The 26,061-nt window shown below is 71.8% G+C and carries 25 protein-coding genes; 11 read left to right on the forward strand and 14 right to left on the reverse strand.

All coding sequences use genetic code 11. The annotated features are described in order from the left end of the window. Nucleotides 1-35: 35 nt before the first annotated feature. The 5 genes from ACLQ21_RS02205 to ACLQ21_RS02225 form a co-directional block, all read right to left on the reverse strand. Nucleotides 36-1,037 (reverse strand): ABC transporter permease, encoded by a 1,002-nt coding sequence (locus tag ACLQ21_RS02205; protein WP_425661012.1) that lies wholly within the window; start codon nucleotides 1,035-1,037, stop codon nucleotides 36-38. Next, nucleotides 1,034-2,020: an ABC transporter permease gene (locus tag ACLQ21_RS02210; protein ID WP_425661014.1), complete on the reverse strand. Its 987-nt coding sequence runs from the start codon at nucleotides 2,018-2,020 to the stop codon at nucleotides 1,034-1,036. Before ACLQ21_RS02210 ends, ACLQ21_RS02205 begins: the two co-directional genes overlap by 4 nt. After that, a complete protein-coding gene (locus ACLQ21_RS02215) occupies nucleotides 2,017-3,582 on the reverse strand; it encodes a sugar ABC transporter ATP-binding protein (protein ID WP_425661016.1) in 1,566 nt (521 codons plus the stop codon). Before ACLQ21_RS02215 ends, ACLQ21_RS02210 begins: the two co-directional genes overlap by 4 nt. Nucleotides 3,583-3,589: 7 nt before the next feature. Then, nucleotides 3,590-4,660, reverse strand: coding sequence for a substrate-binding domain-containing protein (locus ACLQ21_RS02220; protein ID WP_425661017.1), 1,071 nt, complete (start codon nucleotides 4,658-4,660; stop codon nucleotides 3,590-3,592). A 111-nt stretch (nucleotides 4,661-4,771) separates the two neighbouring features. Beyond that, nucleotides 4,772-5,920: an ROK family protein gene (locus tag ACLQ21_RS02225; RefSeq protein ID WP_425661019.1), complete on the reverse strand. Its 1,149-nt coding sequence runs from the start codon at nucleotides 5,918-5,920 to the stop codon at nucleotides 4,772-4,774. Nucleotides 5,921-5,991: 71 nt separating this feature from the next. On the opposite strand from ACLQ21_RS02225, the gene ACLQ21_RS02230 reads away from it, so the two are divergent. Next, complete coding sequence (locus tag ACLQ21_RS02230; protein ID WP_425661022.1) at nucleotides 5,992-7,776, forward strand: DEAD/DEAH box helicase; 1,785 nt, start codon at nucleotides 5,992-5,994, stop codon at nucleotides 7,774-7,776. A 53-nt stretch (nucleotides 7,777-7,829) separates the two neighbouring features. Further along, nucleotides 7,830-8,183, forward strand: coding sequence for a tryptophan synthase subunit alpha (locus ACLQ21_RS02235; protein WP_425661024.1), 354 nt, complete (start codon nucleotides 7,830-7,832; stop codon nucleotides 8,181-8,183). A 187-nt stretch (nucleotides 8,184-8,370) separates the two neighbouring features. On the opposite strand, the gene ACLQ21_RS02240 is transcribed toward ACLQ21_RS02235, so the two are convergent. The 5 genes from ACLQ21_RS02240 to sufB all read right to left on the reverse strand — a co-directional run bounded on the left by ACLQ21_RS02240 (nucleotide 8,371) and on the right by sufB (nucleotide 12,492). Next, a complete protein-coding gene (locus ACLQ21_RS02240) occupies nucleotides 8,371-8,703 on the reverse strand; it encodes a metal-sulfur cluster assembly factor (protein WP_425661026.1) in 333 nt (110 codons plus the stop codon). Further along, nucleotides 8,703-9,461, reverse strand: a complete 759-nt coding sequence (sufC, locus tag ACLQ21_RS02245; protein WP_425661028.1) for a Fe-S cluster assembly ATPase SufC — start codon at nucleotides 9,459-9,461, stop codon at nucleotides 8,703-8,705. Before sufC ends, ACLQ21_RS02240 begins: the two co-directional genes overlap by 1 nt. Before the next feature lie 63 nt (nucleotides 9,462-9,524). Further along, on the reverse strand, nucleotides 9,525-9,854 hold the full coding sequence (locus ACLQ21_RS02250) for a non-heme iron oxygenase ferredoxin subunit (protein WP_425661030.1): 330 nt from the start codon (nucleotides 9,852-9,854) through the stop codon (nucleotides 9,525-9,527). After that, complete coding sequence (sufD, locus tag ACLQ21_RS02255) at nucleotides 9,851-11,074, reverse strand: Fe-S cluster assembly protein SufD (RefSeq protein WP_425661032.1); 1,224 nt, start codon at nucleotides 11,072-11,074, stop codon at nucleotides 9,851-9,853. Before sufD ends, ACLQ21_RS02250 begins: the two co-directional genes overlap by 4 nt. Further along, nucleotides 11,074-12,492, reverse strand: a complete 1,419-nt coding sequence (gene sufB, locus ACLQ21_RS02260) for a Fe-S cluster assembly protein SufB (RefSeq protein WP_425661034.1) — start codon at nucleotides 12,490-12,492, stop codon at nucleotides 11,074-11,076. Before sufB ends, sufD begins: the two co-directional genes overlap by 1 nt. Nucleotides 12,493-12,677: 185 nt before the next feature. On the opposite strand from sufB, the gene ACLQ21_RS02265 reads away from it, so the two are divergent. The 3 genes from ACLQ21_RS02265 to ACLQ21_RS02275 are packed head-to-tail and all read left to right on the forward strand — an operon-like array spanning nucleotide 12,678 to nucleotide 15,092. After that, a complete protein-coding gene (locus tag ACLQ21_RS02265; RefSeq protein WP_425661036.1) occupies nucleotides 12,678-13,592 on the forward strand; it encodes a COX15/CtaA family protein in 915 nt (304 codons plus the stop codon). A 16-nt stretch (nucleotides 13,593-13,608) separates the two neighbouring features. After that, nucleotides 13,609-14,583: a Ppx/GppA phosphatase family protein gene (locus ACLQ21_RS02270; RefSeq protein WP_425661038.1), complete on the forward strand. Its 975-nt coding sequence runs from the start codon at nucleotides 13,609-13,611 to the stop codon at nucleotides 14,581-14,583. A 2-nt stretch (nucleotides 14,584-14,585) separates the two neighbouring features. Continuing rightward, the gene (locus ACLQ21_RS02275) at nucleotides 14,586-15,092 is read left to right on the forward strand and encodes a GNAT family N-acetyltransferase (protein ID WP_425661039.1); all 507 of its coding nucleotides are present in this window, start codon (nucleotides 14,586-14,588) and stop codon (nucleotides 15,090-15,092) included. Nucleotides 15,093-15,165: 73 nt separating this feature from the next. Here ACLQ21_RS02275 and ACLQ21_RS02280 read toward each other — a convergent pair whose 3' ends face one another. Further along, a complete protein-coding gene (locus ACLQ21_RS02280; RefSeq protein ID WP_425661041.1) occupies nucleotides 15,166-16,002 on the reverse strand; it encodes a hypothetical protein in 837 nt (278 codons plus the stop codon). A 64-nt stretch (nucleotides 16,003-16,066) separates the two neighbouring features. Beyond that, nucleotides 16,067-16,972: a heme o synthase gene (locus ACLQ21_RS02285; protein ID WP_425661407.1), complete on the reverse strand. Its 906-nt coding sequence runs from the start codon at nucleotides 16,970-16,972 to the stop codon at nucleotides 16,067-16,069. Between the two features lie 217 nt (nucleotides 16,973-17,189). On the opposite strand from ACLQ21_RS02285, the gene tkt reads away from it, so the two are divergent. Genes tkt through pgl form a run of 6 tightly spaced genes read left to right on the forward strand, consistent with a single transcriptional unit; the run spans nucleotide 17,190 to nucleotide 25,257 of the window. After that, nucleotides 17,190-19,304 carry a transketolase gene (gene tkt, locus ACLQ21_RS02290; protein WP_425661043.1) on the forward strand — a complete coding sequence of 705 codons (2,115 nt, stop codon included), beginning with the start codon at nucleotides 17,190-17,192 and terminating at the stop codon, nucleotides 19,302-19,304. A gap of 20 nt (nucleotides 19,305-19,324) precedes the next feature. Then, nucleotides 19,325-20,431 (forward strand): transaldolase, encoded by a 1,107-nt coding sequence (gene tal / locus ACLQ21_RS02295; protein ID WP_425661045.1) that lies wholly within the window; start codon nucleotides 19,325-19,327, stop codon nucleotides 20,429-20,431. Beyond that, nucleotides 20,428-22,023 carry a glucose-6-phosphate isomerase gene (locus ACLQ21_RS02300; RefSeq protein ID WP_425661047.1) on the forward strand — a complete coding sequence of 532 codons (1,596 nt, stop codon included), beginning with the start codon at nucleotides 20,428-20,430 and terminating at the stop codon, nucleotides 22,021-22,023. Before tal ends, ACLQ21_RS02300 begins: the two co-directional genes overlap by 4 nt. Beyond that, nucleotides 22,020-23,624 (forward strand): glucose-6-phosphate dehydrogenase, encoded by a 1,605-nt coding sequence (gene zwf / locus ACLQ21_RS02305; RefSeq protein ID WP_425661049.1) that lies wholly within the window; start codon nucleotides 22,020-22,022, stop codon nucleotides 23,622-23,624. Before ACLQ21_RS02300 ends, zwf begins: the two co-directional genes overlap by 4 nt. Continuing rightward, nucleotides 23,621-24,556, forward strand: a complete 936-nt coding sequence (locus tag ACLQ21_RS02310) for a glucose-6-phosphate dehydrogenase assembly protein OpcA (RefSeq protein WP_425661051.1) — start codon at nucleotides 23,621-23,623, stop codon at nucleotides 24,554-24,556. The genes zwf and ACLQ21_RS02310 overlap by 4 nt, the downstream gene beginning before the upstream one ends. After that, complete coding sequence (gene pgl / locus ACLQ21_RS02315) at nucleotides 24,556-25,257, forward strand: 6-phosphogluconolactonase (RefSeq protein ID WP_425661053.1); 702 nt, start codon at nucleotides 24,556-24,558, stop codon at nucleotides 25,255-25,257. Before ACLQ21_RS02310 ends, pgl begins: the two co-directional genes overlap by 1 nt. Before the next feature lie 76 nt (nucleotides 25,258-25,333). Here pgl and ACLQ21_RS02320 read toward each other — a convergent pair whose 3' ends face one another. Together ACLQ21_RS02320 and secG are read right to left on the reverse strand one after the other, a co-directional pair. Then, entirely contained in the window at nucleotides 25,334-25,690 is a 357-nt protein-coding gene (locus tag ACLQ21_RS02320; RefSeq protein ID WP_425661055.1) for an RNA polymerase-binding protein RbpA, read from the reverse strand. Beyond that, a complete protein-coding gene (secG, locus tag ACLQ21_RS02325; RefSeq protein WP_425661057.1) occupies nucleotides 25,690-25,938 on the reverse strand; it encodes a preprotein translocase subunit SecG in 249 nt (82 codons plus the stop codon). Before secG ends, ACLQ21_RS02320 begins: the two co-directional genes overlap by 1 nt. Nucleotides 25,939-26,061: the final 123 nt, after the last annotated feature.

The following is a 26,061-nucleotide window of genomic DNA, read 5'->3' on the forward strand; positions in this document are numbered from 1 at the left end:
TCCTCTCGATCAAGGGGTGCAGCCGAGGCTGCGGATCAGGCGCGCAGCTTGCGCTGACGGCCGTAGACCGCCAGCAGCGCGATGAGCACGACGCCCTGCACGACGATGCGCGCCCACTCGGGCATGCTGAGCGTCGTCAGGAGACTGGTGAGCACGGTCAGCACGATCGCGCCGACCGCGCTGCCGAGGTAGCCGCCGACGCCGCCGGCGACGAGGGTGCCGCCGATGACGACGGCCGCGATCGACGGCAGGGTCAGGTCGTTCGCGAGGTTGAGGAACACCTGCTGCGAGTAGCCGACCATCGCGATGCCGCCGAGCGCCGCGAACACCGAGCTGAGCACGTACGCCGTCACCGTGACTCGACCGACCGGCACGCCTGAGAGCCGGGCGGCCTCGCGGCCGGCACCGGTCGCGTACAGCCGCATGCCGAACGTGGTGCGGCGCAGCACGAGCGTCACGACCACGGCGAGCACGGCCCACACGAGCAGGATGCCGGGGATGCCGAGCACGTCGCGGCCGTTGACGAGCTGCACGAGCGCGGGCGCGGCGCGGCCGTCCGCCACGCCGCCGGTGACGACCAGGATGAGGCCGCCGACGACGCCGAGCATGCCGAGCGTCATGACGAACGGCGGGATGCGCAGCAGCACGATGCCGAGGCCGTTGACGAGGCCGATGACGGCCGCGACAGCGAGCGCGAGCAGCACGCCGGGCACGATGAGCGCATCCGACCCGTTCATGGTGCGGCTCGCGAGGATCGCGCCGAGCGTCGCGACGGTGCCGACCGACAGGTCGATGCCCTCGCCGCCCGACAGCACCACGATGGTCTGCCCGATCGCGATGATGCCGAGGAACGAGGCGACCCGCAGCATGTTCACGATCTGGTCGGGCGAAGCGAAGCCGGGCTTCAGGATGCCGCCGATCACGACCAGGAGGATCGCGATGACGCCTGCGATCACGACCGGGTCGCGCAGCAGCGTGCGCGCGCGGCTCGCGGAGGTCGTGGTCGTGCCCGCCGGGTTCGTCGTCGCGGCGCTCATCGCTGCCTCCTCGGGGCACCGAGGGCGCTGAGCGACAGCGCCAGGATGACGACGAGGCCCGCGGCGAGCGCTCGCCACGACGTCGGCAGGTTGAGCGCGAAGAGGATCGTCGACGCGAGCGAGAGCGTGATGGCGCCCGCGATAGCGCCGATGGGCGAGCCGATGCCGCCCCGGAGCGCGATGCCGCCCACGACGACCGCCGCGACGGAGTTGAGGGCGAGGGCGCCGCCGATGAAGGGGTCGCCGGAGCCCGAGTTGCCGAGCACCGCGAGTCCCGCGAGCCCGCAGATGACGCCGCTGAGCGCGTAGGACGTGAGCTGCGCTCGCGCCACGGGCACGAGCGAGGCGAACGCCGCTGCGGGATCGCCGCCCGTGGCGCGGATGTGCCGCATGATGCGCAGCTGCCGCAGCACGAGCCAGCCGAGGGCCACGGCCACGACGAGCAGCACCGACACCGGGATCCCGCCGACCGCCTGCCGGAAGGTTCCGGTGATGATCGCGGGCACCGTGCCGCCGGGCGTGGGCAGCACGAGCAGCGCCAGGCCGGAGAAGACGGATGCGGTGGCGAACGTCGCGATGAGCGGCTGGAGCCGGAGGCGGCTGACGACGAGCCCGTTCACGATGCCGCACGCCACGCCGGTGCCGAGCGCGGCGAGGAAGCCGAGCAGCACGCTGCCGTCCTGGCCCTGCATCACCTGCACCGCGACGACGCTCGAGAGCGCGACGATCGCGCCGGCGGAGAGGTCGAGGCCGCCGCCGATGACGACGATCGCCTGGGCGACCGCGACGAGCACGAGCGGCAGGAAGGTCGCGAACGTCGATGCGACGCCGTAGGGCGTGAGCAGGTTCGGCTGCAGCGCGACCGCCGCGATGACGGCGACGATCAGCAGCGCCGCCGTCGCCCACGAGGCGACACGGACGCGGCCCAGTCGCTCGCCGATGGGGCGCCGCTCCTCGATCGCGTCGACCTTCGTCGCGGTCATGGCGCCTCCTCCGGTGGGGTCTCGCCCTGGGCGCTCGGGGCTTGCTGACCCTGGGCCTGCTGGCCCTCGCCGATCACGAGCGCGGCCTGCACGAGCCGCTCCTCGGTGATCTCGTCGCCGACGAGCTCGGCGCGCACGGCGCCCTCGAACAGCACGAGCACGCGGTCGCAGACGGTCACGAGCTCGCGGTCCTCGCTCGAGTTGATGATCACGGTCGCCCCCTCGTCGGCGAGGCGGCGGATGATGCGGTAGATCTCTGCCTTCGCGCCGACGTCGACACCCTTGGTCGGGTCGTCGAGCAGCACGACGCCCGGCTCGGTGAGCAGCCACTTGCCGAACACGACCTTCTGGGCGTTGCCGCCCGAGAGGCTCGAGATCGGATCGCCGAGGCTGCCGATCTTGATCGACAGCGCGTCGACCATCGACTGGGCCGCTGTCCGCTCGCGCGTGCCGGAGAGCACGCCGACCCGCGAGCGGCCGCCGAGGCTCGCGATCGCGAGGTTCTCCTGGATCGGTCGCACCGGCAGCGTGCCCTGCGTGCCGCGATCGCCGGGCACGAGCGCGATGCCCTGGCCGGACGCGGTCTGCGGGGAGGAGAGCCGAGCCGGCACACCGTCGACCTGCACCTCGCCGGTCGCCGCGGTGGCGCCGAAGAGCGCGAGCAGCAGCTCCGACTGCCCCTGGCCCTGCAGGCCGCCGAGCCCGACGATCTCGCCTGCCCGCGCCTCGAGGTCGACGCCGTGCAGGCCGCCGCCCGTGAGGCCGCGGACGGTGAGCCGAACGCGTCCCCGGGGCCGCTCGCCGTGCTCGCGCTCCACCGCCTGCACGTCGCCCACCATGAGCCGCACGAGCTCGTCGGGCGAGGTGCCCGCCATCGCCGTCTCGGCGACCGTCTCGCCGGAGCGCAGGATCGTCGCCCGGTCGCACAGGTCGGTGATCTCGTCGAGCCGGTGCGAGACGAACAGGATGCTCGCGCCGCCGTCGCGCAGCTCGCGCACGATGTCGAACACGACCGCCACCTGGTCGCGGTGCAGGGATGCGGTGGCCTCGTCGAGGATGAGGATGCGCGGCTCTCGCAGGAGCGCCTTGCCGATCTCGACGAGCTGCTGCTGCCCGGGGGTGAGCTCGCGCACGGGCTGGTCGGCGTGGACGTCGCCGAGCGCGGGCGCGAGCCGCTCGAGCACCGGTCGTGCGCGGCGGCGGGCGGCGCGGCCCGAGAGGAACCCCGCCCTGCCCGGCTCGCTGCCGAGCACGAGGTTCTCCCCCACCGTGAGCTCGGGGATGAGGCTGAGCTGCTGGTAGACAGCGGCGACGCCCAGTCGGGCGGCCGCTCGCGGGGAGCCGATGTGCACCGGCTTCCCCGCGAGCTCGATCTCGGCCTCGTCGGGACGCACGGAGCCCGCGAGCACCTTGCCGAGCGTGGACTTGCCGGAGCCGTTCGGCCCCAGCAGGCCGTGCACCTCGCCGCTCGCGGCGGTCAGGCTCGCGCCGCGCAGCGCGCGGACGCCGCCGTAGCGCTTGCGCACGCCGGTGAGCCGCACGAGCGGCGAGGTCTCGGTCACGGTGGGCCTACTGCAGGAACTGCTGCACGTCCTCGGCGGAGAGCACCGAGTCGAGCACGTACGTGTCGGGCTGGTCCTGGACCTCTGCCCAGACGTCGTCGAAGTTCTCCGCCGTCACGGGCTCCTCGAGCTCGAGCACGAGGGTGTTGCCGTCCTGCAGCTGCGACTCGTCGAGCTCGGCGCCCTGCAGCATCGCCATCGCGAGGTGCAGCGCGGTCGCGCCGGTGCCGGGAGGGTTCACGACTCCGATCGACTCGAAGCCCTCGCCCTGCTCGCTCCAGAGCTTGAGGAAGCCGTTGCGGGCCTCGCCGCTCATGACGATCTCGTCCTGCTTCTCCGCGGCGATGAGCGCCTGCAGCACGCCGAGCGCCATGCCGTCCTGCGTCCACACGCCGTCGATGTCGGGGTAGGTCGCGAGCAGGTTGCCCATCTGCTGCTGGCCGGTCGCCTGGTCCCAGCCGCCGTCGGCGGTGGTGAGCACCTCGATGCCCGCCTCCTCGAAGACCGCCTCGGCCGCGCCCCAGCGCGCCTCGTTCGCGGGGTGCCCCGAGATGCCGTTGACCGCGACGATGCTGCCGCCGTCACCGACCTTCTCGGCGAGCCACTGCGCGCTCGTCTCGGCCCACAGCGCCTGGTCGATGCCGACGTTGATGACGCTCTCGGCGGTCACCGCCTGGTCGATGGCGAAGACGAGGATGCCTTGCTCCGTCGCCTCCTGGAACACCTGGTCGAGGGCCGAGCCGGAGTTCGGGTCGACGATGATGGCGTCGACGCCCGCGTTGATGAGGTTGCGGACCTGCTGGATCTGGCCGTTGACGTCGGTGTCGGCGTTCTCCAGCACGAGGTCCTCGAGCGTTCCGGCGTCCTGGTACTCGGACGCCGCCTCCTCGATGTCGGCGATCATCTGCGTCCGGTACTCGGAGCCGACGAAGCCGTTGCTGACGCCGATCGTGAACGGGCCGGCCGAGGCCGCCCCGTCGGAGCCGCTGGGCGCCGGTTGGTTCGAGACGGTGGAGCAGCCCGCGACGACGAGAGCCGCCGTCGCCAGTGCCGCAAGACCGAGTGCGCGCTGTCGCATGGCGATGCCTCCTTGCATCCGTGTCCGCACTTTCATGCAGACTGCGATAAATAGTGACGACAGTGTGGCACGTCGATGCGGCGACGCATAGCGCCGTTTCCGAGTCGTGACCTACGCGTCGAGGAGGCGCTCGAGCGAGCCGAACGCGTCGACGGCGATCGCGGCCGCGCCGAGCAGCGCGCCGTCGCCCGCCGTCGTCGCGGGCGCGAGCCGTGGGATGTGCAGCACCCGCCCGGTGAGCCGGCGCTCGAGCTCGGGGATGACGGTGCCCGCGAGCGGGGCGAACCGGCCGGCGAGCACGATCACCTCGGGATCGAGCAGCGCGCAGACGTTGGCGAGGGCGACCGCGAACTCGTCGAGCACGCGCCGTGCGAGCACGCCGGCGGGCGAGTCCTCCCCAACCGCCGCGAACACCGCGGCGAACGGCTCGACGCCAGGCAGGTCGATGCCGTCCGCCACCGCACGACGCACGAGTCCCGTCGAGCCCAGCTGCGACTCGAGGTCGCCGAAGTCGACGTAGAGCCGGTCGATCGAGTCGGGGCCCACGAGCATGCGCCCGATCTGGCCGGCGAAGCCGCGGCTGCCCTCCAGGATCCGGCCGTGCTCGACGATGCCGGCGCCGACGCCCTCGAACACGGCGAGGGCCATCAGGCTCGTCGCGTCGCGGTGCTCTCCCCAGCGCGACTCGGCGACCGCGATGAGGTTCGCGTCGTTCCCGACCGCGACGGGCGCGTCGAGGCGCTGCCGCAGCAGGTCGCCGAGACGGATGCCATGCCAGTGCAGCGCCGGTGCGAAGTCGATCGTGCCGTCGGCTTGCACGGGTCCGGGGATCGCGACGCCGACCGCGACCGGCGGCCTGCGGAGGAGTGGCGCGCGCCACGCATCCTCGATCGCGCGCAGCGTGTGGGCGAGCCGCTCGTCGGGGGCCGCGGGCGCGTCGTCGAGCCGGTCGCTCCAGCGGACGGTGCCGCCGAGGTCGACGAGCGCGAGGGTCGTGTGGTGGTCGGCGACGTCGACGGCGAGCACCGTGGCGGCGGCGTCGTCGACGCGCACGCGGCCGAGCGGCCGGCCGCCCGCGGGGCCGACCGCGCTCTGCTCGACGAGCAGCCCGGCGTCGATGAGCGCGGCGACGGCTCGTGAGACGGTCGCGACGCTGAGCCCCGTCGCAGAGGCGAGCTCCGCGCGCGACGCGTCGCCCGCGGACCGCGCGGCGGCCAGCACCGATGCGCGGTTGCGCCGGGTCGTCGACTGCGAGCTCACCCGCTCATCCTCGCACCGGTGTTCATTCACCCGTGCCGCGCGTGCTCCGCCGAGCGCGTAGCGTTGGACTCATGACCGATGCGCAGACCACCCCGACCGCCGACCTCGACGGTGAGCGCACGACGTTCACGAGCCTGGGCCTCCCGCCGGGCATCCTGCGCGCGCTCGACGACGTCGGCTACGAGACGCCCTCGGCGATCCAGGCCGAGACCATCCCCCTGCTGCTCGCCGGACGCGACCTCATCGGCCTCGCGCAGACCGGCACGGGCAAGACGGCGGCGTTCGCGCTGCCGGTGCTCGCGGCGCTCGACGTCAGCCGCCGGAGCCCGCAGGCGCTCGTGCTCACGCCCACCCGAGAGCTGGCGGTGCAGGTGTGCGAGGCGTTCGAGCGCTACGCCGCGCACCTCGGCGGCATCCACGTGCTCCCCATCTACGGCGGCCAGGCGTACGGCGTGCAGCTGTCCGCGCTCCGCCGCGGCGTCCACGTCGTCGTCGGCACGCCGGGACGCATCATGGACCACCTCGACAAGGGCACGCTCGACCTGTCGGGCCTCACGCACGTCGTGCTGGACGAGGCCGACGAGATGCTGCGGATGGGCTTCGCAGAGGACGTCGACCAGATCCTGCAGTCGACGCCCGCCGAGAAGCAGGTCGCGCTGTTCTCGGCCACCATGCCGCGCCAGATCCGCGCCATCTCGCAGCAGCACCTGCGCGAGCCCGCGGAGGTCACGGTGCGCAGCGGCGCCTCGAGCTCCCCGAGCGTCACGCAGCGCGCGCTCATGGTCTCGTACCAGCAGAAGCTCGAAGCCCTCACGCGCGTGCTCGAGGTCGAGCCGTTCGAGGGGGCCATCGTGTTCACGCGCACGCGCAACGAGACGGAGACGGTGGCCGAGCGCCTCCGCGCGCGCGGCTACGCCGCCGCGGCGATCTCGGGCGACGTCGCGCAGCCGCAGCGCGAGAAGACGATCGAGCAGCTGCGCTCCGGCGCCCTGGATGTGCTGGTCGCGACCGACGTCGCCGCCCGAGGGCTCGACGTCGAGCGCATCACGCACGTCATCAACTACGACCTGCCGATCGACACCGAGTCGTACACGCACCGCATCGGCCGCACGGGACGCGCGGGACGCACCGGCGACGCGATCAGCTTCGTCACGCCGCGAGAGCGCCGCATGCTGAGCGCGATCGAGAAGGCGACGCGCGCCACGGTCGAGGTGATGCCCATGCCGAGCGCCGACGAGGTGAACGCGACCCGCCTCACGCGCTTCGACGACGCCATCACCGCAGCCCTCGCGGAGACCGACCGGATCGAGCGGTTCCGCGAGATCGTCGCCCACTACGTCGAGCACCACGACGTGCCGCAGGAGGACGTCGCGGCGGCGCTCGCCGTCGTCGCGCAGGGCGAGACGCCGCTGCTGCTCGACGAGCGGGCCGACCGGGCGCTGCAGTCGTCGCGCCCCGATCGCGCCGAGCGCGCCGATCGTCCGGCCCGAGCCGATGACGGTGAGCGTCGCTCGCGCCGCGGACCGTCGGATGCGACGACCTACCGCCTCGCCGTCGGCAGCCGCAAGGGCGTCGAGCCGCGGCAGATCGTGGGCGCGCTCGCCAACGAGGGCGGCCTCGGCCGTGACGACTTCGGACGGATCCAGATCCGGTTCGACCACACGCTCGTCGAGCTGCCCGAGCTCGACCGCGCGCAGCTCGAGAAGCTCTCGAGGACCCGCATCATGGGCGTGCCCATCGACATCCAGGTCGACACGGGCGCGCGACCGTCGCGTGCAGAGCGCGGCGACCGCGGTGACCGGCGCGGGTCGGACGACCGGCCGCCGCGCAAGCCGCGCCACGACCGAGAGCGCTGACTGCACGCACCACGGCCCCGGTGTCCGTGAGCGCAGCGGGCTAGGCTGGATCGGTGCGTCACTCCGAAGCCTCCCACCCCGAGCCGCGCAGGCGCGCGAGCCTCGAGGTGCTGCGCGCCGAGGCCGCGGACGAGCGCTCGGTGCTCGTGGAGGAGCGGCTGCGCGCCGGCGAGGACCCCTGGGAGTTCATGACCGAGCTGCCCAGCGTCGACGAGATCGTCGTGCTGCTGCTGCGCGCCGAGCGGATCCTGCTGCCCGCCGCCGTCCGCCCGGACCACGACACCAGCGACCGCGTGCTGCGCCGCATCGTCGAGGACTACCCGCCGCTCGCGACCACCGTCTGGTCGATGCTGTCGCCGGCCGAGCCCGAGCGGGCGTGGTCTCCGCGGGTCAGCCGCGCGCGCTGAGGGCTGCTGCAGGCACGACGAAGGGGACGACCGGCGTGGTCGTCCCCTTCGTGGTGTCGGTGTATCCGATCGCTAGATCGTGAAACCCAGATCGCTCGCTTGCGCTCGCGACGGCGTTAGGGACGGACGATCCACTGGATCGTCCGGGTCCCGCTGCGAGAGCTGACTCCCGGCCTCGAGCGAAGCTCTAGATCGTGAACCCTAACGCCCTCATCATCTCGCGGCCATCCTCGGTGATGCGCTCCGGTCCCCACGGCGGCATCCACACCCAGTTGATGCGGAACTGCTCCACGACGCCGTCGAGCTTCTCGGCGATCTCGGTCTCGATCACGTCGGTGAGCGGGCAGCCAGCCGAGGTGAGCGTCATGGAGATGACGAGCGCGTCCTGCTCGTCATCCCACGCGAGGTCGTAGACGAGGCCGAGATCGACGATGTTGACGTCGAGCTCGGGGTCGACGACATCCTTGAGCGCCTCGGAGACCTCGTCGAACTTCGCGGCATCGATCTCGACGAGTGCCATCAGACGCCAGCCGTCAGGTAGCGGTCGTAGCCCTCGTCCTCGAGGCGGTCGGCCAGCTCGTGGCCGCCCTGCTCCGCGATGCGGCCGTCGACGAAGACGTGCACGAAGTCGGGCTTGATGTAGCGCAGGATGCGCGTGTAGTGCGTGATGAGCAGCACACCCAGGTTCGTCTCGCCCTTGATGCGGTTCACGCCCTCCGCGACGATGCGCAGCGCGTCGACGTCGAGGCCGGAGTCGGTCTCGTCGAGCACCGCGAACTGCGGCCGGAGCAGCTCCATCTGGAGGATCTCGTGGCGCTTCTTCTCGCCGCCCGAGAAGCCCTCGTTGACGTTGCGCTCGCCGAACGACGGGTCCATGCGCAGCTTCTCCATGGCGGAGCGGACGTCGCCGATCCACTGGCGCACGCGCGGCGCCTCGCCCGACACTGCGGTCTTCGCCGTGCGCAGGAAGTTCGACACCGTCACGCCGGGGATCTCGACCGGGTACTGCATCGCGAGGAACAGGCCGGCGCGAGCACGCTCGTCGACGCTCATCGCGAGCACGTCCTCGCCGTCGAGGGTGATCGAGCCACCGTCGACGGAGTACCGCGGGTGGCCCGCGATCGTGTAGGCGAGGGTCGACTTGCCGGAGCCGTTCGGCCCCATCACCGCGTGGATCTCGTCCGAGGCGATCCGAAGGTCCACGCCCTTCAGGATCTCCTTCTTGCCCTGCTCGGTCTCGATGGAGACCTGCAGGTCCTTGATGTCCAGCACGCTCATGGCGCTTCCTTCCTCCGCGGCAGCAGCCGCGAACAGTCTCAGGCTGCAGCTACTGCAGGGGTGTCAATGCTGATTCAGGGGGTTCTGCACGTCGACGAGCACGTCGTCGCCGTCGATGGTCACGGGGAACACCGGTACCGGCTCGTAGGCCGGGAGGTTCATGGGCTTGCCGGTGCGCAGCGCGAACTGCGAGCCGTGCGCCCAGCACTCGATCGCCTCGTCCTCGACGAAGCCCTCGGAGAGCGAGATCTCGCCGTGCGTGCAGGTGTCGCCGATCGCGTGGATCGCGCCGGACGAGTCCTTCACGATCGCGACGGCGATGCCGTCGAGCTCGACCTTCATGGCCGCGCTCACGGCGACGTCGCCCACGCCGCAGGCGCGCTGTGCCGTCATGCCCCAGCCTTCGTCGCCGGGGCGAGGCCGGCGCCGCGACGCAGCTCCTCCTCGATCGCCTCTGCCAGGCGCTCCTCGATCTCGGGCACGCCGATCTTCTGCACGATCTCCATCAGGAAGCCGATCACGACGAGGCGACGGGCCTCCTCCTCGTCGATCCCGCGGGACTCGAGGTAGAAGAGCTGCTCGTCGTCGAAGCGACCGGTCGCGGATGCGTGGCCGGCGCCGGCGATGTCACCGGTCTGGATCTCGAGGTTCGGGATGCTGTCGGCCCGGGCGCCGTCGGTGAGCACGAGATTCTGGTTCTTCTCGTAGCTGTCGGTGCCGGTCGCGCCGCGGCCGATGAGGACGTCGCCCACCCAGACCGAGCGCGCGCCGATGCCCTGCAGCGCACCCTTGTAGAGCACGTTGCCGCGCGTGTCGGTGCCCTCGTGGAACATGAACACCTGGCTCTCGATGTGCTGGCCGGCGTCGGCGAACGACAGCCCGTACATCTCGCCCTCGGCGCGGTGACCCGCGAGCCGCATCGACGGGTTCACGCGCACGACGCCGCCGCCGAACGAGACGACCATGTGCTTGAGGAACGCGCCGTCGCCGACGACCGCCTGGTGCGTCGCGGCGTGGACGGTGTCGTCCTGCCAGTCCTGCACCGAGATGACCGTGAGGCGCGCGCCCTCACGGACGATGATCTCGAGGTTCTGCGCATAGCGCGCCGAGCCCGAGTGGTGCAGCACGATCGTGCCGATCGAGCCGGGCATGGCCTCGATGATGATGTGGCCGTTCGCGTGGCGGTCGGCGCCGGTGCCGTGGAGACGGGCGATGACCGGCTCGGGCTGCTCCTTGCCCTCGGGCAGGCGCACGTGCAGCGCGTTCTCGGACCGCTTCCACGCGATCGCGCTGATGACGTCCTCGGGGCGGAAGATCTCGCCGCGCACGGGGGCGTCGAGCCCGTTCGACTCGACGAGCAGGCCGCGCTCGACGAGCGCCTCCACCCCGTAGTCGATGCCGGGGTCACCGGTCTCGGTCTCCTCGTCGACGAACAGCGGCGCGAGGCGGCGCACGTCGGAGAGCCGCCAGTTCACCTCGCGGCCGGTCGGAACGCCGAAATCGGCGGGCTCGAACGACGTGGGCCGCTCGGAGCGGGTCTGGATGGGGACGACGGGCGCGGCCGGCGCGGCCACGGCGCCCTGAGGGGCGGGGGTCGTGTCTGTCGCAGTCATCAACCGACGGATCCTTCCATGCTCATCTCGATGAGCTTGTTGAGCTCGAGCGCGTACTCCATGGGCAGCTCGCGGGCGATCGGCTCGATGAAGCCGCGCACGATCATCGCCATCGCCTCGGTCTCCTCGAGACCGCGCGACATGAGGTAGAACAGCTGCTCCTCGCTGACCTTCGAGACCGTGGCCTCGTGGCCCAGCACGACGTCGTCGACGCGGATGTCGATCGCCGGGTACGTGTCGGAGCGCGAGATGGTGTCGACGAGCAGCGCGTCGCAGACCACGCTGTTCGCGGAGTGGTGCGCGTTCGCGTCCACCCGCACCTCGCCGCGGTAGCCGGCGCGGCCACCGCCGCGCGCGATCGACTTCGAGACGATCGACGACGTCGTGTACGGCGCCATGTGGATCATCTTCGCGCCGGCGTCCTGGTGCTGGCCCGGACCGGCGAAGGCGACCGAGAGCGTCTCGCCCTTGGCGCGCTCGCCCACGAGGTAGATCGACGGGTACTTCATCGTCACCTTGGAGCCGATGTTGCCGTCGATCCACTCCATCGTCGCGCCCTCTTCAGCGATGGCGCGCTTGGTGACGAGGTTGTACACGTTGTTCGACCAGTTCTGGATCGTCGTGTAGCGCACGCGGGCGTTCTTCTTCACGATGATCTCGACGACCGCGGAGTGCAGCGAGTCGGACGAGTAGATCGGCGCCGTGCAGCCCTCGATGTAGTGCACGTACGAGCCCTCGTCGGCGATGATGAGCGTGCGCTCGAACTGGCCCATGTTCTCGGTGTTGATGCGGAAGTAGGCCTGCAGCGGGATCTCGACGTGCACGCCCTTCGGCACGTAGACGAACGAGCCGCCCGACCACACCGCCGTGTTGAGCGCGGCGAACTTGTTGTCGCCCGACGGGATGACCGTGCCGAAGTACTCCTCGAAGAACTCGGGGTGCTCGCGCAGCGCCGTGTCGGTGTCCATGAAGATGACACCCTGCGCCTCCAGGTCCTCCTGGATCTGGTGGTACACGACCTCGGACTCGTACTGCGCCGCGACGCCGGAGACGAGGCGGCTGCGCTCGGCCTCGGGGATGCCGAGCCGGTCGTACGTGTTGCGGATGTCCTCGGGGAGGTCCTCCCACGTCTGCGCCTGGCGCTCGGTGGACCGCACGAAGTACTTGATGTTGTCGAAGTCGATGCCGGAGATGTCGGCACCCCACGTCGGCATGGGCTTGCGCTCGAACAGCTGCAGGCCCTTGAGCCGTCGCTCGAGCATCCAGTCGCTCTCGCTCTTCAGCTCCGAGATGTTGCGGACCACCGCTTCGCTCAGGCCTCGCTTGGCGACGGCACCGGCCTCATCGGAGTCGTGCCAGCCGAATTCGTACTGTCCCAGGCTCTCGAGCTCGGGCCGGTCGATCAGGACGTCAGACATCGCTCCCCCTTCCATCCTTGGTTGCAACCCGGCGGTGCTCCTCGGCATTCCGCGCGGATCCGAACCGCCGCGTCGGCCATACTTGAATGGCCTTCGCACATGCCTCGCCGCGATCAGCGGCACGGGGGTTCGGAGCCGATGGGCTCCCTCACATCCTATCGCGAACGGCTGAGGAGAGGTGCATCTTGCTGGAGCGCTCGCGCGGCCTGCTCGTCGCGGCATGGGCGACGCTCGTGTCGCAGATCGTGATCGTCGGCACCGGCGGCGCCGTGCGGCTGACGGGATCCGGCCTCGGCTGCTCCGAGTGGCCGAACTGCACGCCCGAGTCGTTCACGCCCGTGCCCGAGCAGGGCATCCACGGCATCATCGAGTTCTCGAACCGCGTCTGGGGCGGCATCGTCGTCGTGATCGCGATCGTCATGCTCGTGCTCGCCATCCGCAAGCGGGCAGGCCGCACCATCGTCGCGCTCGCCGCGGTCGTGCTGGGCCTCACCGTCGCGCAGGCGCTCATCGGCGCCGTCGTCGTCTGGATGTCGCTGCGCCCCGACACGGTGGGCATCCACTTCATCCTCTCGGTCGTGCTCGTCGGAGTCGCCGCGGCCCTCGCGTGGCGCGTCGTCACCGGGCCCGCTGGCCCTCGCATCGCTCCGCGATGGCAGTCGGCGCTCGTGCACGCGATGACAGCGGTGCTGGCCGTGGTCGTGCTCGTCGGGGTGCTCACGACCGGCTCGGGCCCACATGCGGGCGACGGCGGCGCGGCGCGCAACGGCCTCGACCCGGCCGTCATGCAGCACGTGCACGCATGGCCGGGCTACGTGCTCGCGGTGCTCGTCGTCGCGGTGGTCGTCGCGGCCGCCATGCGCGGCCCTCGCCGCCACCTCGGCTGGACGCTCGCGCTGCTCGGCGCCGTGCTCGTGCAGATCGTCGTCGGCATCGTGCAGTCGCGCACCGGCCTGCCGATCGGGCTCGTCGGCATCCACATGCTGCTGTCGGTCATCACCACCGCCATCGCCGTCGCCGTCGTGCTCTCGCTGCGCGCATCCGCGCCGACGGATGCGCGCCCGGTGCAGGCGCCCGTGCGCGGTCGCGTCGACGCGTGATGGCAGGATCGCCTCCATGACCTCCACTCGCCCGGTCGACGGTGCGATCGGCGCCGTCCAGCACGGCGCGCGCCTCGGCGTGCTCGACATCGGCTCGAACACCGTCCACCTGCTCATCGTCGACGTGCAGCTGGGCGGCAGGCCCGTCCCCCAGCGGTCCCACAAGCTCACGCTCCGCCTCATGCGCTACCTGCAGGACGACGGGTCGATCAGCGACGAGGGCGTCGAGGCGCTGCTCTCGGCGATCGGCGAGTGCACCGCGATCGCCCGCAGCGAGCCGCTCGACGACTTCGTCGTCATGGCGACGAGCGCGTTGCGCGAGGCGGCGAACGGCGAGTCGGTGGTCGCGCGCATCGAGCGCGAGGCCGACGTGACGCTCGACATCCTCTCGGGCGCCGACGAGGCCCGGCTCACCTTCCTCGCCGTGCGCCGGTGGTTCGGCTGGTCCGCTGGCCGCATCCTGCTGCTCGACATCGGAGGCGGCTCCCTCGAGATCGCCTCCGGCGCCGAGGAGGAGCCTGCGATCGCGCTCTCGGTGCCGCTCGGCGCCGGCCGCAGCACCGTCGGCTTCTTCCACGCCGATCCCCCGAACGCCGCCGACCAGCGCGCGCTGCGGCTCTACGCGAAGGCCGTGCTCGACGACGCCGTCGCGCAGGTGAAACCGCACGGCAAGCCCGACCACGTGATCGGCTCGTCGAAGACCATCCGGTCGCTCGCGCGCCTCGCCGGCAACGTGCTGCCCGGCGTCGGCGACGGCGACCGGGCCGTGCTCACCCGCGCGCAGCTCGACGACTGGGTGCCGCGGCTCGCCCGCATGGACGCGGGCTCGCGCGCGGCGCTGCCCGGCATCACGCCCGACCGCACGTTCCAGATCGTCGCCGGCGGCATCGTGCTGTCCGAGACGATGCGGGCCTTCGGCGTGAAGGAGCTCGACGTCAGCCCGTGGGCGCTCCGGGAGGGACGCCTGCTGCAGATGCTCGACCGGGTGTGACGATGATCTCGAGCCTCCCGCTCCCGGTCGACCTGTCGCGCCCCGGATACCGCTTGCGCCGCGCGGCGCCGGACGACCTCCGCTCGATCGTCGCGCTGCTCGCGGATGACCCGATCGCGGCCGCGCGCGGCGAGTCCGACGCCCCCGAGGCTGCGGGCGACTACCGCGCAGCCTTCGACGATGCCGTCGCCGACCCCTCGAACGAGATCGTCGTGGCGGTCGATGCGCGCGGCGAGTTGGCCGCGACGATGCAGCTGACCCGCATCCCCGGGCTCGCTCGCCGCGGCGCCACGCGGCTGCTCGTCGAAGCGGTGCGCGTCGCGGCTGCCCACCGCTCCGGCGGCCTCGGCACGGCGATGCTGCGCTGGACCATGGGTCCCGCCGCCGAGGCGACCGGCGCCGCGCTCGTGCAGCTGACGTCCGACGAGCAGCGCGCCGACGCGCACCGCTTCTACGAGCGCCTCGGCTTCGTCGGCTCGCACCGCGGCTTCAAGCACCGCGTGCGCTGACCGCTCAGCAGGGCAGCAGCGGGGCGCTCCACGCCGGCGGCTGCTGCGGCTGCTCGACCGTCTGACGCACGCGTCACCGCGTCGAGATCGACACGACGGCACCGATGAACGCGGGTGCAGCCGCGAGGACAGCCACGGCGAGCAGCACCCGGCCGAGCAGTATGCCGCGCGGAGCGCTGCGGGCCGCGAGGACGCTCGGGAGCGCTCGCGGCAGCGCGGCGACGACGAGCGCTCCGAGCGCGAGCACCACGCCGACGGGCACGAGCACGACGGCCGGCACGAGCGCTGCGGCGGTGCCGCCGCGGGCCCGCTCCGAATCCGAGGCGAGTGCACGGCTGACGCGCCCGCAGATCGCCGCGACCGCCATCCCCTGGAGGAGCGCGAGCATCGCGAAGACCGCCACCGCGAGCCAGCCGGGTCCGAGCAGGTCGAAGTCGCGGTTGTCCGCGCGCAGCGGGTCGACGAACGGCGAACCGGTGACGAGCAGGACGACCCCGAGCGCCGGACCGGCGAGCCGCCCGCGCGGCAGCCACGGCGCCGCGAGCAGATAGGCGGCGGCGGCGACGAAGGCGAGCGGCAGCGCGCCGAACGCCACGAACGCGAGCGTGCCCTCGATCGTGATGTCGCCGACCACCGCGAGCCCCTCGGTGCTCCGGCCGGTCGCGGAGGGCGATGTGGAGGCGAGCAGGCGCATGGCGAGCCGTCCGCCGGCGCCGACGATGAGGATGCCGGAGGCGGTGCCCGCAAGGGTGAGCAGTGCACACCAGCGCGCGTAGGTCCCGAGCGCGGCGAGTCGCGGACGTGCTGCGTCCGAGGAAGGACGCGGTTCGACGAGCGGCTCGCCGCCCCAGAGGAGTGCGATCACGACGCCCGCGACCAGCAGGGCGCCGCACAGGAGCATCAGCAGCATGCGACCTCGCTCGAGTCGACGATGCCGTGACCCTACCGCCCCGCTGAGCGGTGCGCGATGCTCGCTAGAAGGGCAGCAGCGGGTCGATGCCGACCGCGAGGAACACGAGCGTCAGGTAGGTGTTCGAGGCGTGGAAGACGCGCATCGCGCGCACCTCGCGCGCACCTCGGATCGCCCGGGCGTACAGACCGTGCGCCTCGACGACGAACCAGCCGCCCGCCACGATCGCGACGCCCGAGTAGAGCAGCCCCATGCCGGCGACCGGGATCAGCAGCAGGGTGCACGCCAGCGACGCCCACGCGTAGAGGATCACCTGGATGCCCACCATGGGCCGGCCGCGCACGACCGACAGCATCGGCACCTCCGCCGCCTCGTAGTCGTCGCGGTACTTCATCGACAGCGGCCAGTAGTGCGCCGGCGTCCACAGGAACACGAGCGTGAACAGGATCCAGGCGGGCCAGTCGAGCGAGCCCGTCACGCCGGCCCAGCCGATCACGACCGGGAAGCAGCCGGCGATGCCGCCCCAGACGATGTTCTGCTCGGTGCGGCGCTTCAGCAGCATCGTGTAGATGACCACGTAGAACGCGATCGCTGCGACCGAGAGCGCCGCTGCGAGCCAGTGGGCGAAGATGCCGAGCACGAGCGTCGAGACGACCGCGAGCGTCCACGCGAACACGCGCGCCTCGGTCACCGACAGCGTGCCGGTGACGAGCGGGCGGCGCTTGGTCCGGTGCATCACGCGGTCGATGTCGCGGTCGAGGATCATGTTGAACGCGTTCGCGCTGCCCGCGCTCAGGAAGCCGCCCAGCAGCGTCGCGAGCAGCGCGCCGATCGGGGGCACGCCGCCGGCGGCCAGGAACATCGTCGGCAGCGCGGTGACGAGCAGCAGCTCGATCACGCGCGGCTTCGTGAGGGCGACGTACGCCTCTGCCTTCACCGCGAAGCGCGACCGCTCGCGCTCCCCCACCATCGGAGGTGTCGAGACGCCGGGCGAGGACGCGTTCGACATGCAGCAGGTTCCGTTCGAGAGTGCGGGTGGGGGGCCGAGGCCAACCCTCATCCTATCTGACTCGCAGCGTCACCTTGCGGGACTCGCACCCGGTCAGGATGCGGTCGCTCACTATGCTGGACGGGTCGCAACCGTCCGCACCGTGCGCGGCTCCGTGCCGCCAGATGAAGGAGCCTCCTTGGCATTCGAATGGACCACCACCGACCAGCAGGCCGTCGACACGGCACGAGTGCTCGCGGCTGATGCCGTCGAGAAGGTCGGCAACGGACACCCCGGCACGGCGATGAGCCTCGCGCCGGTCGCGCACCTGCTCTTCCAGAAGGTGATGGATCGCGACCCGGCCGACGAGCGCTGGCTCGGGCGCGACCGCTTCATCCTCTCCGTCGGCCACTCGTCGCTGACGCAGTACATCCAGCTCTACCTGACCGGCTCCGGCCTCGAGAAGAGCGACCTCGAGTCGCTCCGCACCTGGGGCTCGCTGACCCCCGGCCACCCCGAGTACGGCCACACCAAGGGCGTCGAGATCACCACCGGCCCGCTCGGCCAGGGTCTCGCCTCGGCCGTCGGCTTCGCCTACGCGCAGCGCTTCGAGCGCGAGCTGCTCGACCCGTCGACGCCCGACGGCGAGAGCCCGTTCGACCACTACACCTACGTGATCGCCGGCGACGGCGACCTGCAGGAGGGCGTCACGAGCGAGGCCGGCTCGCTCGCCGGCCACCACGAGCTCGGCCGCCTCATCGCCATCTACGACTCCAACGCGATCTCGATCGAGGACGACGTCGACATCGCCTTCACCGAGAACGTGAAGGGCCGCTACGAGGCCTACGGCTGGCAGGTGCTCGAGGTCTCGTGGCGCGAGGGCGACGACCCCACCTCGCACGAGTACGTCGAGGACGTCGAGGCGCTGCACGACGCGATCGCGCAGGCGCAGGCCGAGACCACGAAGCCGAGCCTCATCATCCTCAAGACCATCATCGGCTGGCCCGCGCCCACGAAGCAGGGCACCGGCAAGATCCACGGCTCGAAGCTCGGCGGCGACGAGGTCGCGGCGCTCAAGGAGGTGCTCGGGTTCGACCCCGAGCAGTCGTTCCAGGTCGACGACGCCGTGCTCGAGTACACGCGGGGCAACGCGGCGGAGCGCGCCGCGGCCGCTCGCGGCGCATGGCAGGAGCGCTTCGACGCGTGGGCTGCCGCGAACGCCGACAAGAAGGCGCTGCTCGACCGGCTGCTCTCGGGCGAGCTGCCCGACGGCGTCGAGGCCGCGCTGCCCGTGTTCGAGGCGGGCACCGAGGTGTCGACGCGCGCCGCGTCCGGCAAGGTGCTCAACGCGCTCTCCGACGTCATCCCCGAGCTCTGGGGCGGCTCCGCCGACCTCGCGGAGTCGAACAACACGACGCTCGAGGGCAAGGGCTCCTTCGCGCCCTCGCAGCACGCGACGAAGGCATGGCCGAACGCATCCGCCGCCGGCCGCACGCTGCACTTCGGCATCCGCGAGCACGCGATGGCCGCGATCCTCAACGGCATCGTGCTGCACGGCCCGACCCGCCCCTACGGCGGCACCTTCCTCATCTTCAGCGACTACCAGCGCCCCGCGCTGCGACTGGCCGCGCTCATGGCCGTGCACCCCATCCACGTGTGGACGCACGACTCCGTGGCGCTCGGCGAGGACGGCCCGACGCACCAGCCGGTCGAGCAGCTCGCGACCCTCCGCGCCATCCCCGGCTTCGAGGTCGTCCGCCCGTCGGACGCCAACGAGACGGCGTGGGCGTGGAAGACGATCCTCGAGCGCCGCGACCGCCCCGTCGGCATCGCCCTCACCCGCCAGAACCTGCCGGTCTTCGAGCGCGGCGACGGCGACGCCGAGGGCGACACGCTCGCACACGCGTCGAACGTCTCGAAGGGCGCGTACGTGCTCGCCGAGGCGACGGGCGGCGAGCCGCAGGTGCTGCTGATCGCGACCGGCTCCGAGGTGCAGCTCGCCCTCGCGGCCCGCGAGCAGCTGCAGTCCGACGGCATCGCGACGCGCGTCGTCGCTGCGCCGTCGCTCGAGTGGTTCGCCGAGCAGTCGGCGGAGTACCGCGAGTCGGTGCTGCCGGCCGCGGTGCGCGCCCGCGTCTCGGTCGAGGCCGGCTCGGCCCTCACCTGGCACGGGATCGTCGGCGACGCCGGCCGCACCGTCGCCATCGACCACTTCGGCGCGAGCGCCGACTGGCAGACGCTCTTCCGCGAGTTCGGCTTCACGGCGGAAGCCGTGGTCGAGGCGGCTCGCGCATCCATCGACGCGGTCCGCTGAGCGGGCCAGGAGGCAGACACATGAACGAGAACACGAAGGCACTAAGCGACGCGGGCGTCAGCATCTGGCTCGACGACCTCTCGAGCGAGCGGCTCACGAGCGGATCGCTCGCGCGGCTCATCGAGGAGCGCAACGTCGTCGGCGTCACGACGAACCCGACGATCTTCGCCAACGCGATCGCGAACGGCCACACGTACGAGGCCGCGGTGGTCGAGCTGGCCGCTCAGCATGCGAGCGTCGACGAGGTCATCACGGCGCTCACGACCAAGGACGTCGCCGACGCGTGCGACCTGTTCGCCCCCGTCTTCCAGGCGACGAAGGGCGTCGACGGCCGCGTCTCGATCGAGGTCGAGCCGGGCCTCGCCCGCGACACGGCCGGCACCATCGCGCAGGCGAAGATGCTGCACGAGCGGGTCGCGCGCGACAACGTGCTCATCAAGATCCCCGCCACCCAGGAGGGCCTCGAGGCGATCGCCGCCACGATCGGCGAGGGCATCAGCGTCAACGTGACGCTGATCTTCTCGCTCGACCGCTACCGCGACGTCATGAACGCCTACCTCACCGGCCTCGAGCGCGCGCAGCAGGCGGGTCACGACCTCTCGAAGATCCACTCCGTCGCATCGTTCTTCGTGTCGCGCGTCGACAGCGAGATCGACAAGCGCCTCGACGCGATCGGCACCGAGGAGGCGACCGCGCTCAAGGGCAAGGCCGGCCTCGCGAACGCGCGGCTCGCGTACCGGGCGTGGCAGGAGACGTTTGCGACCGAGCGGGCGCTCACGCTGCTCGAGGCGGGCGCGAACACGCAGCGGCCGCTGTGGGCCTCCACGGGCGTCAAGGACCCCTCGCTCCCCGACACGCTCTACGTCACCGAGCTCGTCGCGCCGCAGACGGTCAACACGATGCCCGAGAAGACGCTCGAGGCGCTCGCCGACCACGGCACGATCGCCGGCGACACCGTGACCGGCCGCCAGGACGAGTCGAGCGCGCTGCTCGACGCGCTCGAGGGCGTCGGCGTCTCGTACGTCGAGGTCGTCGAGCTGCTCGAGACCGAGGGCCTCGAGAAGTTCGACGCCTCGTGGGCAGAGCTGGTCGAGACGGTCAAGGGCCACCTGGAGACGGACCGATGACGTTCATCCTCACCGCCTCCGGCGCCGCCAAGGAGGCGATCGAGCGGGTCGTGCCGCAGCTCGTCGCCGACGGCGTCGCCGGTCGGCTGGTCTCCGGCGACGCGTCGCTCTGGGGCGAGGCCGCCGAGGCCGAGGCGTCGATCCGGCTCGGCTGGGTCGAGGCCGCCGCCGAGACCCGCGGGCTCGTCGACGACATCGAGGCGCTCCGCAAGCAGCTGCGGCTGCGCGGCGTCGACCGCATCGCGCTCGCCGGCATGGGCGGCTCATCGCTCGCGCCAGAGGTCATCACCCGCACCGAGGGCGTGAACCTCACGGTGCTCGACTCGACCGAGCCCGGGCAGGTGCGGCGGGCGCTCCGCGACGGCCTTCAGCGCACCGCGCTCGTGGTCTCGTCGAAGTCGGGCTCGACGCTCGAGACCGACAGCCAGCGGCGCGCCTTCGAGGCCGCCTACCGCGAGGCCGGCATCGATCCGGTCGAGCGCATCATCGTCGTCACCGATCCGGGATCGCCGCTCGACGCCGACGCCCGCAAAGCCGGCTACCGCGTCTTCAACGCCGACCCGAACGTCGGCGGCCGCTACTCGGCGCTCACGGCCTTCGGCATCGTGCCGACGGGCCTCGCGGGCGTCGACGTGCGCGAGCTGCTCGACGAGGCGATCGCCGCGCTGCCCGAGATCAGCGAGGACGCCGACGACAACCCCGGCCTGCGGCTCGCGGCAGTGATCGCGGGCACGCGACCGCTGCGCGACAAGCTCGGCATCGTGACCGACGGCACGCACATCGTCGGCCTCGGCGAGTGGGCGGAGCAGCTCATCGCCGAGTCCACCGGCAAGGACGGCGTCGGCATCCTGCCCGTCGTGCTCGAGAAGGACGCACCGGAGCTCTCGGCGGAGCTGCCCGACCTGCAGGTCGTGCGCCTCGTCGGCTCCGCGCGCGAGGCGCGCGACGTCGCGCACGGCGAGGTCGAGGTGGCCGGCACGCTCGGCGCGCAGCTGCTCGTGTGGGAGTTCGCGACCGCCGTCGCCGGCCGCCTGCTGGGCATCAACCCGTTCGACCAGCCCGACGTCGAGTCGGCGAAGATCGCCGCCCGCGGCCTGCTCGACGCCCTCGAGCCGGCGGCGGCGCCCGTGGCGGTGGATGCCGGGGTCGAGATCCGCGGCACCGCCGACGTCGCGCTCGACTCGCTCGAGGCATCCGTCGACGCGCTGCTCGCGCAGCTCGGCGACGGCGGCTACCTCGCCGTGCACGCGTACCTCGACCGCATCGGGCAGCCGCGCTTCGAGCGCCTCCGCGCTGCGTTCGCCGCACGCACGGGCCGGCCGGTGACGTTCGGCTGGGGACCGCGATTCCTGCACTCCACCGGGCAGTACCACAAGGGCGGCACGCCGAACGGCGTCTTCCTGCAGTTGCTCGGTCAGCCGCACGAGGACCTCGAGATCCCCGGGCGGCCGTTCACCTTCGGGCAGCTCATCCAGGCGCAGGCCTCCGGCGACGCGAGCGTGCTCGCCGAGCACGGCCGGCCCGTGCTGACACTGACGCTCGACGACCTCGACGAGGGCCTCGACCGGCTCCTCGCCCTCACCAGGCGATGACCGACGTGAAGACCGGGGCCGCGCCTGCGGCCCCGGTCGACGCGGCGCCCGCGCCCGCTCCCGGAGCGACGATCGCGGCCGGCCAGAACCCCCTGCGCGACGCCTCCGACCACCGCCTCACGCGCATCCCCGGACCGAACGCGATGACGTTCTTCGGCGTCACCGGCGACCTCGCGCGGAAGAAGCTGCTGCCGGCCGTCTACGACCTCTCGAACCGCGGCCTGCTGCCGCCGGGCTTCGGCCTGGTCGGCTTCGGCCGCCGGGACTGGACGCACGAGCAGTTCGCCGACGTCGTGCGCGAGGCCGTGCAGCAGCACGCCCGCACGCCGTTCCGCGAGGCCGCATGGCGGCAGCTCGCCGAGGGCATCCGCTTCGTGCAGGGCGACTTCGACGACGACGCCGGGTTCGACCGGCTCGTCGACGTGCTGGCCGAGCTCGACGAGACCCGCGGCACGATGGGCAACCACGCGTTCTACCTGTCGATCCCGCCGAACGCGTTCCCGCTCGTCACGCAGCAGCTCAAGCGCTCCGGGCTCGCCGAGTCCGTGGAGGGCCGCTGGCGCCGCGTCGTGATCGAGAAGCCGTTCGGCCACGACCTCGCCTCCGCCCGCGAGCTGAACGCGGTCGTGGAGTCCGTGTTCCCCACCGACAGCGTCTTCCGCATCGACCACTACCTCGGCAAGGAGACGGTGCAGAACATCCTGGCGCTGCGCTTCGCGAACGAGCTGTGGGAGCCGATCTGGAACGCCAACCACATCGACCACGTGCAGATCACCATGGCCGAGGACATCGGCGTCGGCGGTCGCGCCGGGTACTACGACGGCATCGGCGCAGCTCGCGACGTGATCCAGAACCACCTGCTGCAGCTGTTCGCGCTCACCGCGATGGAGGAGCCCGTTTCCTTCGACGCGCGCGACCTGCGGGTCGAGAAGGAGAAGGTGTTGCGCGCTGCGCGCGTGCCGCTGCCGCTCGACGAGTCGACCGCGCGCGGCCAGTACGACGCCGGCTGGCACGGCGGCGCCCACGTCAAGGGCTTCCTGCAGGAGGAGGGCATGCGCCCCGACTCCGCGACCGAGACGTACGCGGCCATCAAGCTCGAGGTCGACACGCGCCGATGGGCGGGCGTGCCGTTCTACCTGCGGGCCGGCAAGCGCCTCGGCCGCCGCGTCACCGAGATCGCGATCATCTTCAAGCGCGCCTCGCAGTACCTCTTCGACGCATCCGACATGCGCACGATGGGCGAGAACGCGCTCGTCATCCGCGTGCAGCCCGACGAGGGCGTCTCGATGCGCTTCGGCTCGAAGGTGCCGGGCCCCGGCATGCACGTGCGCGACGTGACGATGGACTTCGGCTACGGCCACGCGTTCACCGAGGAGAGCCCAGAGGCGTACGAGCGCCTCATCCTCGACGTGCTGCTCGGCGACCCGCCGCTGTTCCCCCGGCACGAGGAGGTCGAGCTCTCCTGGAAGATCCTCGACCCCATCGAGGAGCACTGGGACCAGCAGGGCGGGCCGGTGGAGCAGTACCAGCCGGGCTCGTGGGGGCCGCAGAGCGCTCACGACCTGCTCGCACACGACGGCAGGCACTGGAGGCGACCGTGATCATCCGACTGTCCCGCACCACCACCGCCGAGGTGCAGCGGCGGATGCTCGAGATCCGTGACGAGGGCGGCGTCGTCGCGCTCGGCCGGGTGCTCACGCTCGTCGTGCACACCCAGATCGGTGCTGAGGAGGAGGCCATCCGGGCCGCGAACGCGGCCTCGCGCGAGCACCCCATGCGCGTCATCGTCGTCTCCCGCAACCCCGATCACGTCAGCGCGCGCGAGGAGCCGCGCCTCGACGCCGAGCTGCGCGTCGGCGCCGACGCCGGTGCGAGCGAGGTCGTGCTGCTGCAGTGCTACGGCGAGATCGGCTCGCACCTGCTCGGCATCGTGCAGGGCCTGCTGCTGCCCGACGCGCCCGTGGTCGCGTGGTGGCCGTCGTTCATGCCCGACCGGCCCTCGGGCTCGCAGCTCGGTCAGATCGCGCAGCGGCGCATCACCGACTCGGGCAAGCAGAAGGACCCGCACGGCGCGCTGCTCTCGCTCGCCGGCTGCTACACACCCGGCGACACCGACCTCGCGTGGACGCGGCTGACGAACTGGCGCGGCCACCTCGCCGCGCTGCTCGACCAGCCGCCGTTCGAGACCGTGCGATCCGGGCTCGTCTCGGGCGACCTCTCGAACCCGAGCGTGCACCTCATGGCCGCGTGGCTCGAGCTGCGGCTCGGCGTCACGGTCGAGAAGCACGAGGCGGGCGACACCCCGGTCGGGTCCAGCGGGCTGCACGCGGTGGAGCTGCACCGCGAGACCGGTGACTCGTCGCTCACGCGGGTGCGCGACTCCGTCGGCGTGCTGGTGCAGCCGGGCCAGCCGTCGCACCACGTCGCGCTGTCGACGCGCGGGCTCGAGGACCAGCTCGCCGAGGAGCTGCGCAAGCTCGACGCCGACGACATGTACCGGCAGGTGCTCCTCTCGACGCTCGAGGAGCGGTGATGCGCGCCATCGTCGAGGGCGACCGCGCCGCGCTCGTCGCGGCGACCGCCGACCGGCTGGCCGCGCTGCTCGCCGAGTGCATCGCCGCGCAGGGCAGGGCGACCATCGCGCTCACGGGCGGCAGCGTCGGCATCGAGCTGCTCGCGTCGCTGGTCGATCGCGACATCGACTGGGAGCGCGTCGTCGTGACCTGGAGCGACGAGCGCTTCGTGCCCGCCGACTCACCCGACCGCAACGCTCGGCAGGCGCGCGAGGCCCTGTTCGATCGCGTGCCGATCCCCGCCGACAACGTGCGGGAGCTGCCCGCGTCCGACGGCCGGTCGCTCGACGACGCCGCGGAGCGCGCGACGGCGATGCTCGCGGCGCTCGGCGGCATCGACCTCACCCTGCTGGGGATGGGTCCCGATGCCCACGTCGCGTCGCTCTTCCCGGGCCTGCCCGGGGTGGGCGAGGTCGGCACTCGGGTCATCGCCGTGCGCGACTCCCCCAAGCCCCCGCCGGAGCGCCTCAGCTTCACGCTCGACGCGATCAACGGCTCCGAGCGCGTCTGGCTCATCGTCGCCGGCGCTGACAAGGCGGAGGCGGTCGCACTCGCGCACAGCGGCGCGGGCGCGGTCGAGGCGCCCGCCGGGGCGGTCGAGGGCCGCCTCGAGACGCTCATGCTGCTCGACGACGCCGCAGCAGGACGGCTCGCCGACTAGCGGCGGACGAGCGCCGACAGCGAAGCGGCCGCCCTCGAGAGAGGACGGCCGCTTCGGCGTTCATGGTGCTGACGCGTCAGCCACGGCCCTCTGCCGAGCGCAGCTTCTGCAGCGCCTCGTCGAGCAGCTGGACCGCCTCCTCGGGGGTGCGGCGCTCCTTCACGTACGCGAGGTGCGTCTTGTAGGGCTCGTTCTTCGCCACCTGGGGCGGGTTCTCCTTGTCGCGGCCCGCTGGCAGGCCGGTGGACGGGGAGTCGATGACCTCGGGGATCTCGTCCTCGGGGAGATCGGCCGCGAAGTAGCGGACCGTCTCGTTGCCCATCGCGTCCCAATAGGAGATCGCCACGCGCTCGGCGTGGAATCCCCGGTCCTGCTCGCCCATGGGACCGGCGCCGACGCGGGAGCCGCGGATCGCACTGCCTCCGGAAGCCATCAGATGCCCGCGAACTTGGTGATGAGGCCGAGCACGACGATCGAGGCGAGCCACGCGAGGCTCACGCCGACGGTGATCGTGTTGAGGTTGCGCTCAGCGACGCCCGACGAGCCGAGCCCGCCTCCGACGCCACCGCCGAACATGTCGGACAGGCCGCCACCGCGACCCTTGTGCAGCAGGATGAACAGCGTCAGCAGCACGGAGGTGACGCCGAGGGTCACCTGCATGATGATCTGGAGAATCTCCACTAGCCCTCTTCTCAATTCTTCGACCATGGCCGAAATACGCGGCGCCGTTGCACGATCGGTGCCGGCCCGCGTCAAGTCCAACGAGCATCCTATCGCAGGGATTCCCATCGGCCGATCCGGACG

The sequence above is a fragment of the Agrococcus sp. DT81.2 genome (assembly GCF_049844935.1).
Classification (GTDB): Bacteria; Actinomycetota; Actinomycetes; order Actinomycetales; family Microbacteriaceae; genus Agrococcus.

Coding starts and splice junctions, on each gene's coding strand:
- ACLQ21_RS02205 (WP_425661012.1), bottom strand. CDS start 1,037: ATGAGCGCCGCGACGACGAACCCGGCGGGCACGACCACGACCTCCGCG.
- ACLQ21_RS02210 (WP_425661014.1), bottom strand. CDS start 2,020: ATGACCGCGACGAAGGTCGACGCGATCGAGGAGCGGCGCCCCATCGGC.
- ACLQ21_RS02220 (WP_425661017.1), bottom strand. CDS start 4,660: ATGCGACAGCGCGCACTCGGTCTTGCGGCACTGGCGACGGCGGCTCTC.
- ACLQ21_RS02230 (WP_425661022.1), top strand. CDS start 5,992: ATGACCGATGCGCAGACCACCCCGACCGCCGACCTCGACGGTGAGCGC.
- ACLQ21_RS02240 (WP_425661026.1), bottom strand. CDS start 8,703: ATGGCACTCGTCGAGATCGATGCCGCGAAGTTCGACGAGGTCTCCGAG.
- sufC (WP_425661028.1), bottom strand. CDS start 9,461: ATGAGCGTGCTGGACATCAAGGACCTGCAGGTCTCCATCGAGACCGAG.
- ACLQ21_RS02250 (WP_425661030.1), bottom strand. CDS start 9,854: ATGACGGCACAGCGCGCCTGCGGCGTGGGCGACGTCGCCGTGAGCGCG.
- sufD (WP_425661032.1), bottom strand. CDS start 11,074: ATGACTGCGACAGACACGACCCCCGCCCCTCAGGGCGCCGTGGCCGCG.
- sufB (WP_425661034.1), bottom strand. CDS start 12,492: ATGTCTGACGTCCTGATCGACCGGCCCGAGCTCGAGAGCCTGGGACAG.
- ACLQ21_RS02270 (WP_425661038.1), top strand. CDS start 13,609: ATGACCTCCACTCGCCCGGTCGACGGTGCGATCGGCGCCGTCCAGCAC.
- ACLQ21_RS02275 (WP_425661039.1), top strand. CDS start 14,586: ATGATCTCGAGCCTCCCGCTCCCGGTCGACCTGTCGCGCCCCGGATAC.
- ACLQ21_RS02280 (WP_425661041.1), bottom strand. CDS start 16,002: ATGCTGCTGATGCTCCTGTGCGGCGCCCTGCTGGTCGCGGGCGTCGTG.
- ACLQ21_RS02285 (WP_425661407.1), bottom strand. CDS start 16,972: ATGGTGGGGGAGCGCGAGCGGTCGCGCTTCGCGGTGAAGGCAGAGGCG.
- tal (WP_425661045.1), top strand. CDS start 19,325: ATGAACGAGAACACGAAGGCACTAAGCGACGCGGGCGTCAGCATCTGG.
- ACLQ21_RS02300 (WP_425661047.1), top strand. CDS start 20,428: ATGACGTTCATCCTCACCGCCTCCGGCGCCGCCAAGGAGGCGATCGAG.
- zwf (WP_425661049.1), top strand. CDS start 22,020: ATGACCGACGTGAAGACCGGGGCCGCGCCTGCGGCCCCGGTCGACGCG.
- pgl (WP_425661053.1), top strand. CDS start 24,556: ATGCGCGCCATCGTCGAGGGCGACCGCGCCGCGCTCGTCGCGGCGACC.
- ACLQ21_RS02320 (WP_425661055.1), bottom strand. CDS start 25,690: ATGGCTTCCGGAGGCAGTGCGATCCGCGGCTCCCGCGTCGGCGCCGGT.